The organism is Sphingopyxis sp. NJF-3, assembly GCF_053514865.1.
In genome coordinates, this window is sequence record NZ_CM130726.1 from 2,925,566 (window position 1) to 2,941,749 (window position 16,184).

The 16,184-nt window shown below is 70.9% G+C and carries 10 protein-coding genes; 3 read left to right on the plus strand and 7 right to left on the minus strand.

The genetic code is table 11. The features are described from left to right. Positions 1-210 precede the first annotated feature (210 nt). From ACOTSS_RS14280 to argJ, 3 genes are all read left to right on the plus strand, one after another. The gene (locus tag ACOTSS_RS14280) at positions 211-1,536 is read left to right on the plus strand and encodes a M20/M25/M40 family metallo-hydrolase (RefSeq protein WP_448688781.1); all 1,326 of its coding nucleotides are present in this window, start codon (positions 211-213) and stop codon (positions 1,534-1,536) included. Between the two features lie 85 nt (positions 1,537-1,621). After that, positions 1,622-3,055, plus strand: coding sequence for an aldehyde dehydrogenase family protein (locus tag ACOTSS_RS14285; RefSeq protein ID WP_448688782.1), 1,434 nt, complete (start codon positions 1,622-1,624; stop codon positions 3,053-3,055). Between the two features lie 173 nt (positions 3,056-3,228). Then, positions 3,229-4,455, plus strand: a complete 1,227-nt coding sequence (gene argJ / locus ACOTSS_RS14290; RefSeq protein ID WP_448688783.1) for a bifunctional glutamate N-acetyltransferase/amino-acid acetyltransferase ArgJ — start codon at positions 3,229-3,231, stop codon at positions 4,453-4,455. Between the two features lie 101 nt (positions 4,456-4,556). Here the strand turns inward: argJ and trxA are convergent, their stop codons facing one another. From trxA to ACOTSS_RS14325, 7 genes are all read right to left on the minus strand, one after another. Beyond that, positions 4,557-4,877 carry a thioredoxin TrxA gene (trxA, locus tag ACOTSS_RS14295; RefSeq protein ID WP_448691358.1) on the minus strand — a complete coding sequence of 107 codons (321 nt, stop codon included), beginning with the start codon at positions 4,875-4,877 and terminating at the stop codon, positions 4,557-4,559. Positions 4,878-4,912: 35 nt separating this feature from the next. Continuing rightward, on the minus strand, positions 4,913-8,497 hold the full coding sequence (locus ACOTSS_RS14300; RefSeq protein WP_448688784.1) for a UvrD-helicase domain-containing protein: 3,585 nt from the start codon (positions 8,495-8,497) through the stop codon (positions 4,913-4,915). Beyond that, positions 8,494-11,469 (minus strand): double-strand break repair protein AddB, encoded by a 2,976-nt coding sequence (gene addB / locus ACOTSS_RS14305; RefSeq protein WP_448688785.1) that lies wholly within the window; start codon positions 11,467-11,469, stop codon positions 8,494-8,496. Before addB ends, ACOTSS_RS14300 begins: the two co-directional genes overlap by 4 nt. A gap of 150 nt (positions 11,470-11,619) precedes the next feature. Further along, positions 11,620-12,339: a nucleotidyltransferase family protein gene (locus ACOTSS_RS14310; RefSeq protein ID WP_448688786.1), complete on the minus strand. Its 720-nt coding sequence runs from the start codon at positions 12,337-12,339 to the stop codon at positions 11,620-11,622. Beyond that, complete coding sequence (locus ACOTSS_RS14315) at positions 12,336-13,337, minus strand: aminoglycoside phosphotransferase family protein (protein WP_448688787.1); 1,002 nt, start codon at positions 13,335-13,337, stop codon at positions 12,336-12,338. Before ACOTSS_RS14315 ends, ACOTSS_RS14310 begins: the two co-directional genes overlap by 4 nt. Next, a complete protein-coding gene (tsaE, locus tag ACOTSS_RS14320) occupies positions 13,322-13,774 on the minus strand; it encodes a tRNA (adenosine(37)-N6)-threonylcarbamoyltransferase complex ATPase subunit type 1 TsaE (protein WP_448688788.1) in 453 nt (150 codons plus the stop codon). The genes ACOTSS_RS14315 and tsaE overlap by 16 nt, the downstream gene beginning before the upstream one ends. Beyond that, positions 13,771-16,128 (minus strand): PAS-domain containing protein, encoded by a 2,358-nt coding sequence (locus ACOTSS_RS14325; protein WP_448688789.1) that lies wholly within the window; start codon positions 16,126-16,128, stop codon positions 13,771-13,773. Before ACOTSS_RS14325 ends, tsaE begins: the two co-directional genes overlap by 4 nt. Between the last annotated feature and the right edge of the window lie 56 nt (positions 16,129-16,184).

A 16,184-nucleotide genomic window follows, 5' to 3' on the forward strand; every position in this document is an offset into this window, starting at 1 on the left:
CGTCCGGCTCGAGGGGAGCCGGGCGCCCTTTTCTTTTGGCGGTCATGTCGATTGCGACCACCGGCTGACGGCTTGCGCCTGAGCTTCCGACAAGGCACAAATGCCGTCGCCCCCGCGAAGGCGGGAGCCGCCGGCAACCTGGCGCTACCATCCAGCGGCGCCCGCCTGCGCGGGGGCGACGATTTTACAAATTTGACGTTGGAGTTCTCGATGAAATCCCTGCCGTTCGCCACCCTGATCGCCGCCTCGCTTGCCTTCGCAACGCCGGCGGCGGCCCAGCTGTCGAAGGCCGAAGCCACAATGACAAAGACCGTCGCCGCCGAGCAGGACCGCTCGATCGCGCTGCTCGAACGCCTCGTCAATCAGAACAGCGGCTCGCTCAATCTCGAAGGGGTCGAGAAGGTCGGGGCGATGATGCGCGCCGAGCTCGAACCGCTCGGCTTCGCCGTGACGTGGAAACCGATGCCCGAGACGAAGCGCGCCGGCCATCTGATCGCGGTCCACAAGGGGCGCGAGGGCGGCAAGAAGCTGCTTCTCATCGGCCACCTCGACACGGTGTTCGAACCCGACTCGCCTTTCCAGACCTTTACCCGCAAGGGTGACCTTGCCGAAGGGCCGGGGGTGGGCGACGACAAGGGCGGCATGGTCGTGATCGTCGCGGCGCTGCGGGCGATGCATGCCGCGGGAACGCTGAAAGACGCGAACATCGAAATCCACCTGACCGGCGACGAAGAGGATGCGGGCGACCCCATCGCCAAGTCGCGCGCCGACCTGATCGCCGCGGGCAAGCGCAGCGACGTCGCGCTCGATTTCGAGGGGCTGGTGCGCGACGGCCCAGGGGATAAGGGGGGCGCCGACATGGGATCGATCGCGCGCCGCTCCTCCGAAAGCTGGACGGTCGCCACGACCGGCAAGGCCAGTCACAGCTCGGGCATTTTCAGCGCCGAATCGGGCGACGGGGCGATCTATGAGCTCGCGCGCATCATCCAGCGCTTCCGCACCGAGCTGCCCGAGCCCAACCTGACCTTCAACGTGGGGCTGGTCGCCGGCGGGCAGGAGGTGTCGCTCGACGAAGGCGGCATTCGCGCGACGACGAGCGGCAAGACCAACATCATCGCCGCGACCGCCGTGGCGCGCGGCGACCTGCGCACCCTGTCGGTCGAACAAGCGGCGCGGGTGAAGGCGAAGATGGCGGCGATCGTCGCTGATCACGCGCCCGGAACCGGCGCAACGCTCGCCTTCGATCCGGTCGGCTATCCCGCGATGGCGCCGACCGAGGGCAACAAGGCGCTGCTCGCCAAGCTCAACGGGGTCAACCGCGACCTCGGCCTCGCCGAAATGGCGGCGCTCGACCCGCTGAAGCGCGGCGCCGGCGACATCAGCTTCGTCGCCGCCGATGTCGACAGCCTCGCCGGGCTCGGCACCTACAGCACCGGCGATCATGCGCCGGGCGAAACGGTCGAACTGCCGTCGATCGCGCGCCAGGCGACGCGCGCCGCGATCCTGATGTCGCGCCTCGCCGCCGAGCGGCGATAATTTCGCGCCCGGCGGCGCTTGATTCATTCGCGCCAGCGCTTAGGTAGCAAAGCGAGACGTATTTCACGCCGATGGGAGAAACGACATGAGCACCGAACAGCATCTCAAGCAGAATTTCATCGGCGGCCAGTGGGTCGACAGCAAGGGCGGCAAGGAACATCAGGTCATCAACCCGGCGACCGAAGAACCCGCCTCGACCATCGTGCTCGGCACCGCGGCCGACGTCGACGATGCCGTCGCCGCGGCGAAGGAAGCGTTCAAGAGCTGGTCGCAGACCACCCGCGAGCAGCGGCTCGAGGTGCTGGGCCGGATCGTCGAGGAGTATAAGAAGCGCGGCGCCGATCTCGCCCAGTCGATGGCGGCCGAAATGGGCGCACCGGTCAGCTTCGCGGGCACCGCGCAGGTCGGCGCCGGTATCGGCGGCTTCATGGGCACGATCGCCGCGCTCAAGGATTTCAGCTTCAGCGAACAGCATGGCGCGAACACGGTCGTCTACGAACCGATCGGCGTCGTCGGCATGATCACGCCGTGGAACTGGCCGCTCAACCAGATCGCGCTCAAGGTCGCCCCGGCGCTCGCCGCGGGCAACACGATGGTCCTGAAGCCGTCGGAGGAATGCCCCGGCAACGCGACGATCTTCGCCGAGATCCTCGACGCCGCTGGCGTGCCGCCGGGCGTCTTCAACCTCGTCCAGGGCGACGGGCCGACCGTCGGAAACGCGATCTCGGCTCACCCGGGAATCGAGATGGTGAGCTTCACCGGCTCGACCCGCGCCGGCATCCTCGTCGCCAAGGCGGCGGCCGACACGGTCAAGCGCGTCCATCAGGAACTCGGCGGCAAGTCCCCGAACATCGTCCTCCCCGACGCCGACCTCGAGGCGGTGCTGCCGCCGACGGTGCAGGGCGTGCTGGTCAACACCGGCCAGAGCTGCATCGCCCCGACCCGCATTCTCGTCCACAAGGACCGCGAGAGCGAGGCCGTCGGCGTGATCAAGGCGATGTTCGACGGCACGCAGGTCGGCGACCCGATGGCCGAGGGCGGCCATATCGGCCCCGTCGTCAACAAGGCACAGTTCGACAAGATCCAGGGCCTGATCCAGTCGGCGATCGACGAAGGCGCGACACTGGAGACCGGCGGCACCGGTCTGCCGTCGAACGTCAATCGCGGCTATTATATCAAGCCGACGGTCTTCTCGGGCGTCACCCCCGACATGCGGATCGCCAGGGAAGAGATCTTCGGCCCCGTCGCGACCGTGATGGCCTATGACGATCTCGATCAGGCGGTCGATATCGCCAACGACACCGAATATGGCCTTTCCGCCGTCGTCTCGGGCGACCCCGCCAAAGCGGCCGAAGTCGCGCCGAAGCTGCGCGCCGGCATGGTCGCGGTCAACGCCTGGGGCCCCGGCCCGGGCGCGCCCTTCGGCGGCTACAAGGCGTCGGGCAACGGCCGCGAAGGCGGGCTCTTCGGCCTCAAGGACTTCATGGAAGTCAAGGCGATCAGCGGGATACCGGCCTGATCCTTAAGCCCCTCCTCTTCAGAGGAGGGGTTGGGGTGGTGGCGCGCGATAGCGCGCAAGACGGCTTGCACCACCCCGCTGCGACTAACGCGCAAAGCGCGTAAGTCTCGCTGCCCCTCCTCTGAAGAGGAGGGGTTTTGCGTTGGGCAATCTGCCGCTAAACGCACCCCACCATGACCACCCGCTCCCCCCTCGCCCCCGCATCCTTCCCCGCCCTCCCCGACATCGCCGGGGTCACGCTCCGCGTCGCGCGCGCGCGCTACAAGGCATGGGACCGCTGCGACCTCACCTATGTCGAGCTGGCGCCGGGCACCACCGTCGCGGGCGTGTTCACACGCAATATCTGCTGCTCGTCCGAGGTCGAGCTCGGCCGCGAGCAGGTGAAGGGCGGCGCGGGCCGCGCACTGATCGTCAACGCCGGCAACAGCAACGCCTTCACCGGCTATCGCGGGCGCGAGGCGGTCGAGCAGATCATGGGGCAGGTCGCCGAACATCTCGGCTGCGCACCGCAAGAAGTCTTCGTCAGCTCGACCGGCGTCATCGGCGTGCCGCTGCCCAAGGACAAGGCGCGCGAGGGCGTCGCCGCGGCGCTGACCGCCGCGCCCTGTTCGTGGGAGGCGGCGGCCGAGACCATCGGCACGACCGATACTTTCGCCAAGGGCTCCGCCGCGAGCGCCGTCATCGGCGACCGCATCGTCCAGGTCGCAGGGATCGTCAAAGGATCGGGAATGATCGCCCCCGACATGGCGACGATGCTCGGCTATATCTTCACCGACGCCGCGGTCGCGCCGCCGCTGCTGCAACAGATGCTGAGCGAGGCGACCGGCGGGACGTTCAACAGCATCACCGTCGACAGCGACACCTCGACCAGCGACACGGTGCTGCTCTTCGCGACGGGCCAGGCGGGCAATCCTGTCCTCGCCTCATGGGACGATGTCGGCGCCGATGCGCTCTACGCCGCGATCCGGCAGGTCGCGCTCGACCTCGCGCATCAGGTGGTGCGCGACGGCGAGGGCGCGTCGAAATTCATCGAGGTGCAGGTGACGGGCGCGGTCAGCGACGACAGCGCGAAGCGCGTCGCGCTCGCCATCGCCAATTCGCCGCTGGTCAAGACCGCGATCGCCGGCGAGGATGCGAATTGGGGCCGCGTCGTGATGGCGGTGGGCAAGGCCGGCGAACCCGCCGACCGCGACCGTCTCGCGATCCGCTTCGGCGACCATTGGGTGGCGAAGGACGGCCTGCCGGTCGACGGTTATGACGAGGCGCCGGTCGCGGCGCATCTCAAGGGTCTCGAAATCCGCATCGGCGCCGACCTGGGTCTCGGCGAAGGCCGCGCGACGGTGTGGACGTGCGACCTCACCCACGGCTACATCAGCATCAACGCCGATTATCGGAGCTGAGCTTTCTATAAACCGTCGCCCTCGCGAAGGCGGGGGCCGCTATCGGAGTAGCGTAAGGTTGCTAGCGGCCCCCGCCTTCGCGGGGGCGACGGCCCCGGGCTTTACAGCGCTCCTTCGAGCCAGCCCTTCAATGCGCTCTTCGGCGCCGCGCCGACCTTGGTTTCGGCGATCTCGCCATTCTTGAACAGGATCATCGTCGGAATGCCGCGCACGCCATATTTGGCGGGGGCGTTCGGATGGTCGTCGATGTTGAGCTTGGCGATCACCACCTTGCCGTTCAATTCATCCGAGATTTCCTCGAGCGCCGGGCCGATCATCTTGCACGGACCGCACCATTCGGCCCAGAAATCGACGAGGACCGGCGTGTCGCTGTCGAGCACATCGGCCTGGAAGCTGTCGTCGGTGATCGCTTTGGTACCCATCATCTTCACTCCTGAATTCCCTCTTGGGGCCCAAGCTAAGCAGTCGGCGGCCCCGGCTCAAGTCCCGCCGGCGGCAAATTCGCCTTGGCGGCCAGCAAGGCGGGCTTGTGCGGGCCGAGAATATCGTCGCCCAGAAGGATCAGCTTCGGCCCGGCGGTATAGAGCAGCGCCGCCTCGATCCGCCGCCCCGGGAAGATGACGCCGAGCGCGTCGCGATAGGCCGCCATCTGCCGCAGATAGGCGGGCGCGACGTCGGCGGCTCCGTCGGGCACCTGCCGCCCGGTCTTGTAGTCGATCACCGTCACCGCATCCCCGGTGACGAGCAGCCGGTCGACGATCCCCGCCACGACCAACCCTCCGTCGACGACCGCCGATAGCGGCACCTCGGCGAGGCTGCCGGGGCCGAACAACGCCGCGTGCGCCGGGTCGTCCAGCACCGCCAGCACCTCGTCGACCATCGCCGCGCGCGCTGCATCGTCCAGCGCCGGGGCCTGCGCGACCAGCCAGCGCAGCGCCGCCGCGCGGCGCTTCTCCGCCGCGACCGGCGGCAATCGCTCGAACAGCGCGTGGAGCAGCAGCCCGCGCGTCACCGCCGCGACGCGCGCCGTCCCTTGCGGCGGCACCGCGACATCGTCCTCGCCCAGCGCCGAGGGCGCGAGCGGGCGCGGCGGGCGCGCTTCCTCGGGCGCCGGCGCGTGCGCCCAGGCCGGCTGCACGAGCGGCGGCGGCGCGGCCCTCGCCGCCTTTTCGCGGCGCGCCCATTTGCCGGCGTTGGCGCGGTGGACGCGGCGGCGGCCCCACATCGGGCCCGCCTCCTCCCACTCGCTGCCCATGCCCGACAGCACGTCCTCGACGGCGGCGTGCCAGCTCGCCTCGGGGATGCTGCGGTCGGGCTTCTTCGTCACCCCCGCAACGACCAATATCTCCTCGGCGCGCGTCATCGCGACGTAGAACAGCCGCCAATGCTCCTGGGCCGCCGCCAGCGCTTCCTTCTGATAGGCCTCGGCAAGCGCCCCGTGCCGTTCGTCGGCGGGCAGCGCGAAGACGGGGAGCTTCTCCCACCCCGCGACGTCGACCCGGAACGGCCGGTGGCCGATCGCCGCATCGTCGGTCGCGTCGGCGAGGATGACGATCGGCGCCTGCAGCCCCTTCGACCCGTGCACCGTCATCACCCGCACCACGTCGCTGCGCGCCTCGGTCTGGCGCTTGATGTCGGCGCCGCTCCCCGACACCGCGGTCAGGAAGCCGAGCAGCGACACCGTCTCGCGCGTCTCGAAGGCGAGCGCCTGGTTCAGAAGCTCGTCGATCGGGTCGCGCGCCTCGCGTCCCAGCCGCGCATAGAGCTTGCGCCGCGCGTCGATCGGCCCCGACAGCACCGTTTCCAGAAAGCGGAAGGGCGTGGTGAAATCGGCCATGCCGAGCAGGTGGCGCAAGGCGTCCATCGTCGCTGCCGGAACGTCGCCCTCGGCGCTTCGCAGATGCTCCCAGATCGCCGCGCGGCCGCGCTTGTGGGTCCGCTCGTAAAGCTGATCCTGCGTCCAGCCGATCAGCGGCGAGACGAGCAGCGCGGCGAGGTTCAGATCGTCGAGCGGCTGCACCGCGAAGCGCATCGCCGCCATCAGGTCCTGCACCGCCAGCGGCTGGGTCAGCGCGAAGCGGTCGACCCCGGCGACGGGGACATGCAGCGCCTGGAGCCGCGCGACGATCCGCGCCGCGAGGTCGCGCCGCCGCCGGACGAGGATCATGATGTCGCCCGGCGAGACCGGGCGCCCGTCCTTGCCGTTCAGCGTCCAGTCCCGCACCTCGTCGGCGATCGCCCGCGCCAGCCGCATCGAGGCGGGGTCGGACGCCGGGGCGGTGCCGTCGCCGCTCTCTTCCTCGCCCGCATCCTCGGCTTCGGCGTCGAGCGCCTTGCCGACCGGCAGCGGCGCCCACAATTCGACCTGCCCCGCGTGAACATCGCGGAACGGCCGGTGCGGCGGCTCGTCCCCGTCGAGGCCCATCAGGCCGGTCCCTCCCGCCTCCAGCCAGGCGTCCGCGACCTGCAAGACAGCCGGGGTCGAGCGGTAATTGGAAACGAGATCCACCTCTTGCAGAGGATTCGGGGTCTCCTCGGCCAGCAATTTGAACAGCGTCTTTGCGTCGGCAAAGGCGCCCGGATCGGTGCCCTGAAAGCCGAAGATCGCCTGCTTGCGGTCGCCGACGGTGAACAGCGTGCGGATGCGCTCGTCCTTCGCTCCGCTACCCGCGAAAAATTCCTCGGCGAGCGACAGGACGATCCCCCACTGGCGCATATTGGTGTCCTGCGCCTCGTCGACCAATATATGGTCGGTGCGCTGGTCGAGCTTGAAGCGCACCCATTCGCCAAAGCTGCTGACGCGCAGCAGCGCGCCCGCGAGGCTGATCAGATCGTCGAAATCGGCGAGCCCCGCCTCGCGCTTGGCGAGCGCATAGGCTTCGGCGAAACGGCTGCCGAGTTTCCACGCCGCCGCGAGCTCGTCGGCGACGCGCATCGCGGTGGCCGTGCCAACTATCCCCTGCGCCGCCTCGACGATCCGCACCGCCGCATCGAGGCAATCCTTCATCTTGCCCTTGTCGCCCGCGAAATCGGCGCGCAGCTCGCCCTTGCCGGTCAGGAAGCAGGCGATCAGCTCGCCGAGCATCGCCGCGCGCGCATCGGTATCGCCCATCAGCCAGCCGACCATCACGTCGGAGCAGGCGAGCCCGGTCTTCGTTCCCCATGCCGCCCCGCTCGCGGCGACCGCCTTGATGTCGGCATCGGCGATCGCGCCCGCCGCCACCTGTTCGCGAACCCATGCATCGGCGTCGCCCGCCGGCAGGTCGAACGCCGCGCGCAGGTCGTGCGCCGCGGGCGGCAGCGACGCGCGCGGGCCGCCGAACGCCGCGGCGCAGCGCGAAAGGAAAGCCAGCGCCGCATCGGGACCCAGCCGCCGCGACAGCATCGCCGCGGCGTCGTTCAGTTCGGTTTCTCCCCCCCTCCTATTCAGAGGAGGGGCAGCGAGACTTGGTTCGGCGAAGCCGGGCCTAGTCGCAGCGGGGTGGTGTCCCACACCGGCGTCCACCACCCCAAACCCCTCCTCTGAAGAGGAGGGGCTTAGCAAAGCGCCCAGCACCGCGCGCTTGAGCGCCTCCGCCTCATCCTCCTCGATGGCGCGAAAGCCCGGCAGCAGCTTCGCTTCGAGCGGAAAGCTCGCGAGCAGGGTCTGGCAGAAGCTGTGGATCGTCTGTACCCGGATCGCGCCGCCCGGGCTGTCGATCACCGTGGCGAACAGCGACCGCGCGCGCGCCATCAGCCCCGGCCGGTCCCATTCGAGCCCCAGCGCGCGCAGGTCGAGCCGGAGGTCGCCGTCGTCCATCCGCACCCAGGCGGCAAGCCGTTCATGGATGCGGTGCGCCATTTCGGCGGCACCCGCCTTGGTGAAGGTGATGCACAGGATCGCCTCCGGCGACACGCCATCGAGCATCAGCCGCAGCACGCGCGCCGAAAGCACCTGCGTCTTGCCCGTCCCCGCCGATGCGCCGAGCCAGACGTGGCTTTCGGGATCGGCGGCGGCGGTCTGTCGCGGATCGAGCGTCGCGAGGCCGACGGGCTTGCTCATCGCTCGCCCTCGCCGCGCCCGAACCATTCGTCGCGGCGCATCAGCTGATCATAATCGCCATAGCCCGCCGCCTCGCCCGGCACGAAGGGCGCGTCGCCGAGCAGGAAGCGCCCGGCGAGGTCGGCGAGCGCGTCGGCGGCGTGGCCGATCGCCTCCTCGGCGCTCTTGAGCCCGCTGCGCGGCCCGTAAGTGTTGGAGATTTTCCCTACCCCATCGGCGCGGCGATCGGGGCGCAGGCTCCAATATTCGAGCGCGCCGACCTCGGCCGCCGCGACGCCCTCGACCCCGCCCGCCTGCGCGATCAGGCCGAGCAGACCGAGCTGGTTATCGAGCTTGTCGAACGCGGCCTTGGCGCTCGGCGCGCCGCCCGATTTATAGTCGACGATGGCAAGGCGCCCCTCGCCGTCGCGGTCGATACGGTCGGCCTTTCCGTGCAGCGCGATGCCGTCCGCCGCCATCTCGCCGCGCATCTCGACCCCGACCGGCACGCGTCCCTCGGCCCCGGTGACCTGCGCCGCCGCCCAGCGCAGCGCGGGCTCGATGCGCGGCAGCCAGAAGGCGCGGTCGAGCGCGTCGAGCGCGGGATCGGCGGCGAGCGCCGCGAGTTCGGCCTCGAACCCGTCCGCCGTCGCGCCGCCGCGCACCCAATCCTCGAACAATTGATGCACCCGCGTCCCGCGCCAGCGTGGGTCGGGGGCGGCGCTCAGCGGGTCGAGCGCCGACAGGCCGAGCATCGCGTTCGCATAATAGGCAAAGGGATCGCGCGCGAGCCGATCGACCGCGGTGACGCTGATCCGGCGCGGGCGATCGGCGGCGGGCGGGCGCGGCGCCGGCCGCGGCGCCGGCTGCGGATCGCCGGGCGGCGCGTCGAGCTCGGCCGCGAGCCGGGTCAGCGGCACTCCGCCCGGTCGCGGCTCGGGCAGGTCGCCCGCCAGCGCCGCGAGCCGCAGCCAGAAGCGCGAGGCGACCGCCGGGTCGCCGCCGCTGCGCTCTGCGCGCGTCACCACGATGTCGCCCGCGCCGAGCGCGCCTGCGAAATCATGCGCCGCCATTCCCTGCTGCCGCTCGGGCGCGGGCAGTCCGAGCAGGCGGCGGATGCCGGGCGCAAGCCACGGGTCGGGCTGGGTTGCGGCGGGCCAGCGCCCCTCGTCGAGCCCGCCGAGGATCATCCGGTCGGCGCGCTGCAGCCGCGCTTCGAGCAGCCCCCAGATGAAGAGGCGCGGATGCCCGCCATAGGGCGGACGCACGCTGGCCTGCGCGAGCAACTGCCCGAGCATCGCGGGAAAGTCGGCCGGATCGACGAGCGCCGGCCCGTCGCCGCGCGCTAGCGCCCATTGGTCGAACAGCTCGGCGAGCATCCGCCCCGCCGGACCCGCCCAGACGGCATCGCCGGCGAGCGTTTCGAGCCCCGTCTGCAGCGACGCCAGCAGGGTTGCGGGTGGCGTGGGGCCCGAAGCGAAGGGCGCCAGTGCCGCGCCCAGCGTGCCTGCCACCTCGTCCCACCACGGGCGGACCTGCACCGCCGGCCCGTGCCCGCGCGCCCTGGGGTCGGCGGCGCGCTCCGCAATGCGCGCGCTCACCCCGTCCCAGCCGGGCCGCAGTCCGGGCTCGCGCAGGGTCAGGTCGAGCCGTCGGACCTGGTCGAGCCACGCGCTCCGCCCCTCGCCCTTGCAGACCAGCGGATGGCCGAGCAGCGATATCAGCGCGACCGGATCGAAATCGGCGGCCAGCTCGGCGAGGAGCAACAGCAGCGCCCCCGGCGGCGTGCGCGACAGGGGCTGGCCCGCGCTGTCGTCGACCGAAATGCCCCAGCGCGCGAGCGCCGCCGCGACGCGCTCGGCAAGGCCACGGTCGGGGGTGACGAGCGCCGCCGTGCGTCCCGGCGTTTCAACCGCCTCGCGCATCAGCAGCGCGATCCCCTGCGCCTCCTGTCCGTCGTCGGCGAAGACCGCGCCCGAAATCCCGGCGGTCGCCGCCGACAGGTCGCCCGACGCCTGCCACTGCGCGGTATAATCGGCGGGCGCGAAGAGCAACGAGACGAAGGGCGTGCGCGCCGCGGGCCCGTCATACTCCGACGTCGCGTCCCACAGGGTCACCTCGTCGCGGCTGGCGCCCATGCGATCGAGCAGCAGCTTCAGATGATATTGCGGATGGGTTTCCAGCGGGCGCGCCGGATTTTCGGGGTCGGACCGCGTCGGGCCGAGCGCCTCCCATTCCTCGGCCGCCATTGCCTGGTCGAGCCCCGGCAGCACGACCATGCCGCGCTCCAGATCGGCGACCGTCCGCAGCAGGCGCGCGATCGCTGGCGCCGCGGTGGTGATCCCCGCTGCAACGGTGAAGCGCGCGGGCGGCGAGCCCTGCCATCCCGCCGCGACCCGGTCGAGCAGCCGGTTGCGGCGCTCGGCGCGGTCGATGCTTCCCGTCTTCGCAAGAGCCGCGGGCCAATGATCGACGAGCAGCCGCAGCCGCCCGAGCGACGCCTGCCAATGGCCCGCGAAGGCGCCGAGGTCGAGGTCGACCAGGGCTGCGGGCCGCACCTCCTCATAATGGAGCTGGTCGATCACCCGCGCGAGCCCGTCGGCAAGCTGGAACGCCGCGGCGCCCGCGATCGGCGCCTCGCCTTCGGGCGTGTGGCGCTCGATCAGCTCGGCGAGCAGCAGGCGGCGGCGCAGCGGGTCGATCGCGGGCGGAATCGGATCGTCGTCAAGTCCGTCGAGCGCGAGCGCCACCGACTCGTCGAGGTCGGCGTCGCCGATCACGGCGAGCCGCGGCATCAGCAGCCCCCTGCCCCCCGCGCGCACGAACGCCGCCTGCACCGCGCTGCGCGCGCGGTTGCTCGGCAGCAGGATCAGCCCCTCGGCGAGCCCCAGCGCCCCGTCGGCGAAGCGCGCGATCAGCCCCGCGGCGAGCGCGTCGGCGAACGCCCGGTGGACCGGGATGGAGGTGAGGGTGGGATGCTTGGCCGACGACATCGAACCCGGCTTACAGATTGATCGCCCCTCTGTGAATCGTCATTGCGAGGAGCCGAAGGCGACGAGGCAATCTCCAGCTATCGGCAAAGTTGGACGATTGCTGGAGATTGCCACGGCCCCTCCGGGGCCTCGCAATGACGATGTGCGAAATCAAATCTCGCCGAGCGCCGCCTCGGTCGGTGCGATGCTCGCGGGCGTGCCGACGTCGAACCATTGCCCCATGTGCGACAGGCCATAGAGGCGCCCCGCCGCGATCGCGCGTTCCCAGAGGAGCATGGTCGAAAACGGCCCCTCGGGCGCGCCCTCCAGAAAGCGCCGCGAAATCAGCTGGATGCCGGTATAGACGAAGGGCGCGATCCGCCCCGCCTTGCGGCGCGTCAGCCGCCCCGCGCCGTCCATGTGGAAATCGCCCTTGCCGCCATGCCCCGACGCGCTCGCCTGCCGGATCAGCAGCAGCAGCGCATCCATCCGCTCGGCGTCCCAATGACGGGCGAGATGCTGAATGCTGTCCTCGGGCCCATCGGTCCAGATATTGTCGCTGTTGACGATCAGGATCGGGTCACCGGTCAGCAGCGGCAGCGCCTTGACCATCCCGCCGCCGGTTTCGAGGAGCTGGCCGCGCTCGTCGGAGATCGCGATGCTGAACGGCCGCTTCTGCGCCGCGAGATGCGCCTCGAGCGCGTCGGCGAGATAATGGACGTTGACGACGACATGACCGATGCCCGCCGCCGCGATCCGGTCGAGGCTGTGGTCGATCAGCGGCTTGCCTGCGACGCGCACCAGCGGCTTCGGCCGCGTCGCGGTCAGCGGCCGCATCCGCTTGCCGAGCCCCGCCGCCATCACCATCGCGCTGTCGATCTTCGCGCTCACGCCCCCTTCTCCACCCAAAGCTCCGCCCGTTTCGAAGCCGGGACATTGGCGTCGAACCATTGCCGGACGGCGACAAGCGCGGGGTGCGCGAGGTCGCGTTCGAGCAGCCCCCACATGCGCGGCTGGAACTGGCGGTATCCGGGCTTGCCGTCGCGCTTCCACAGCCGGACGAAGACGCCCAGGATGCGCGTGTTGCGCTGCGCGGCGAGCGCCCAATAGGCGCGCCGATAGGCCTCTCCCCGCCCCGCCGCGGCGACATAGCGATCGAGCATCGTCGCCTCGACCGCCGGCGACACGTCGCGACGCGCATCCTCGAGCACCGAGGCGAGGTCGTAGGCGGGATGGCCGACCAGCGCGTCCTGGAAATCGAGCAGCCCGAAATGCGCGATCCCGTCGCGCCCCTCGACCAGCATGATATTCTCGGCGTGGAAATCGCGCAGCACCGTGACGCGCGGCAGCCCGTCGTCCGCGACCGGCGCCAGCGCCGCCTCCCACGCCGCCCGGAAAGCGTCGCGGTCGACGTCGAGATCCACCGCGGGGCAATACCAGTCGGTGAACAGCATCACCTCGTCGAGCCATTGCTCGATCCCGTGCACCGGCAGCCCCGCCATCGGCGGCCGCGCATGCAGATGGACGAGGAGGTCGGTCACCCCGGCATAATATCGTTCCTCGGCGTCGGGCGCGGCGTCGAGCGTCTCGCGCAGCCGAACGTCGCCGAAATCCTCGATCAGCAGCAGCCCGAGGTCGAGGTCGCGCGCGATGATCGCGGGCGCGGTCAGCCCTTGCGCACAGAGGAATTCGGCGACCGCCACGAAGGGCCGGGGGTCCTCGTGCGGCGGCGGCGCGTCCATCAGCACCGCCTGCCGGTCCTTGCCCACGACCCGGAAATAGCGGCGAAACGAAGCGTCGCCGGCGAGCGGCAGGATCTGGGCGTCGCCCCAGCCGTGCGCGGCGAGAAAGGCGGGCGCATGGGCGGGCGGAATCATCGGAGCGGCCATCGCGCCTCCCAAGCGGGCGGCACATCGGCTGTCAAGACGCGCGCGGCTCCGCTCCCCGAAATCGTCAGCGCCAGCGCGTCGGGCCAGCCCGCCCCCCCCAGCCGATCGGGCCATTCGATCAGCAGCGCGCCGTCGTACAGATAATCGTCGAGCCCGAGCTCGACCAGCTCGCCCTCGTCCTCGATCCGATAGAGATCGACGTGCGCGATCGCGAGGTCGACCTCGGGCGGCGCATAGGGCTGGACGATCGCGAAGGTCGGGCTCGGCGCCTCGCCCGCAAGCCCCCGCGCCTTCAGCATTGCGCGCGCCAGCGTCGTCTTTCCCGCGCCGAGATCGCCCGACAGCAACACCACGTCGCCCGGCGCGAGCGCCAAGCCGATCGCGCCGCCGATCCGGTCGGCGTCGGACAGGTCATAGCCGCACGAAAAGTCGCTCATGCCCCGCGCGGCAGGCTGACGCGCACCAGCGTCCCCTGGCCCTTCTCGCTCAGCACCTCCATCGTGCCGCCGTGCGCGGCGACGAGCTGGCGCGCGAGGGCGAGGCCGATGCCACCGCTCGGCGTTCCCGCCTGCTGCCCCCGCGTCACCGCGGCGACCGCCTCGGGCATGCCGGGGCCGTTGTCCGAGACGACGATGTCGACCCCGCGCGCATCGCCCTCGGCGTGGAGGAGCACCCGCCCGCCGGTCCGCCGCGTCGGCGCGGTGAAGCGCACCGCATTGTCGAGCAGCCCGGCGACGAGCCGCGACAGCCGCGGCGCGTCACCTTCGATCGTGCCGAGTTCGGCGGAGATGTTGTCGACCAACTCGATCCCTTCGGCGTCGGCGAGCGGCCGCGCATCGGCCAGCGCCTGCCCCAGCAGCGCGCGCACGTCGACCGGCGCGCGCTCGATCGCGAGCGTCCCCGCCTCGCCCTGCGCGAGGTCGAGCACATTGTCGATCTGGCGCCCGAGCACCGCGACCGAATCCATGATCGCATCGACATAGCCTTGCTGCTGGTCGCCGAGCTTGCCGGCATAGCCCGCCTGCAGCATCTCGCCATAACCGCCGATCGAGGTCAGCGGCGTGCGCAGTTCATAGCTCATCCGCGACAGGAAGGCGGTCTTGACCTTGTCGGCCGCCTCCAGCGCCTCGTTGCGTTCGCGGAGCGCGCTTTCGATCCGCCGGCTGTCGGTGACGTCGAGCATGATGAGGAGCGCGTTGCCGTCGGGCAGCGGGATCGAGGCGAAATCGAAATGGCGCCCGTCGCCGAAGCGGATCTGCCCTGCGCGCTGCGTCCGTTCCAGGGTCGCGGCGCGGATCACCTCCTGCACGATGCTGATCTGGTTCGGCTTCGCCAGCCGGTCGGCGAGCCCGTTCATCAGCGCGTCGACGCGCGGATGCGCGGCGAGCGTCGGTTCGTCGACTCCCCACAGCCGGCGGAAACGCTGGTTCCACAGGTGCAAGCGGCCATCGGGGGCGAAGACCGCGATCGCTTCGAACAGATTGTCGAAGGTCGCGGTGCGGACGCGCAGCAGCGTGTCGCGCGCGCCTGCAAGCTGCACCTGCTCGGTGCGGTCCTCGGCGATCAGCAGCAGCCCGCCGTCGGGGCTCGGCTGAGCGACGAGACGCAGGTGCGTGCCGTCGCGCAGCAACCACTCCTCCTCGCTCGCCCGCGGCAGCGCGAACCAGCCGACATGCGCCCCGCGCCACTGGGGATAGTCGCGCACCTCGGGCACCCTCCCCTTTTCGCGCCACGCGTCGAGCAACCGGGCAAAGGGCGTCCCCTCGGCGACATCGTCGCCATCGATGTCGAACAGCCGCCGGAAGGGCTGATTGGCAAAGACGAGCGCCTGGTCGGGGCCGAATTGCGCGACCGCCGCCGACAGCCGGTCGAGCAGTTCGCGCTGGGTGTCGGCGAAACGCCGGTGCACCCCGCGCTCGCTTTCCAGCTCCTGAACGTCGATCGCATAGCCCGCGACGCCGATCGCGCGGCCGCCCTCGGGCGCCAGCGGCACGTCGACGACGCGCATGATGCGGCGCTCGCCCTCGATGGTCACCGGCACCGTGCGCATCTGTGCCGCACCCGCCGCGCGCGCCTGATCGGCGGCGTCGGCCGCGCTCACCCCGGCGACCGGCTCGCACAGCTCCACCCCGCCGTCGATCACCGCTCCCGCGCTCCCCGCCTCGACCGCGCGGACATAGGCGCGGTTGACGAGCGCGAGGCGCAGCTCGGTGTCGCGGAACCACATCGGAAAAGGCGCCGCCTCGATCAGCCCCGACAGCGCCTCGAACGCCGCCATCGCCTCGTCGCGCTCGCGGCGCATGTCGGCAAGCGCCTGCTCGCCGTCGGTCGCGTCGCTCAGCCACAGGAGTACGCTGCCCGGCCCGCCGACCGCAACCGGCGCCGCGGCGCCCTGGATCACCAGCGTGCGGCTGCCGCCCTGCGGCCGCAGGCTCAGCGTGAAAGGCCGCGCGCCGCGCTGCGCGCCGAGGATGGCCTGGCGCAGCGCCTCGATCCCGTCGGCGTCGAGCCCCTGCTCGATCCCCGCGAGTTCGTCGAAGTTGCGCGGGCCCCGGTCGAGCCCCAGCCAGCGCCCGAGCCGCTCGCTCGCCTCGATCCGCCAATCGCCGCGCACGACGACCGGCAGATAGGGCGAAGCCTCGACCAGGCTCGCGAGCCGTTCGGTCTGCGCCGCGACGAAGGCCGAGCGCCGCTGCATCGCGATCCCGCGCCCCACCGCCCACAGCCCCGCGAGCAGCCACAGCGCCGCGAACAGGCCCAGCGCGAACACCGCCCCCGGGGGTTGCGTCATCGGCGTCGCGCCCGAACCGGTGGGAAGACAGGCTGTCGTGCAATGGACATATGCTC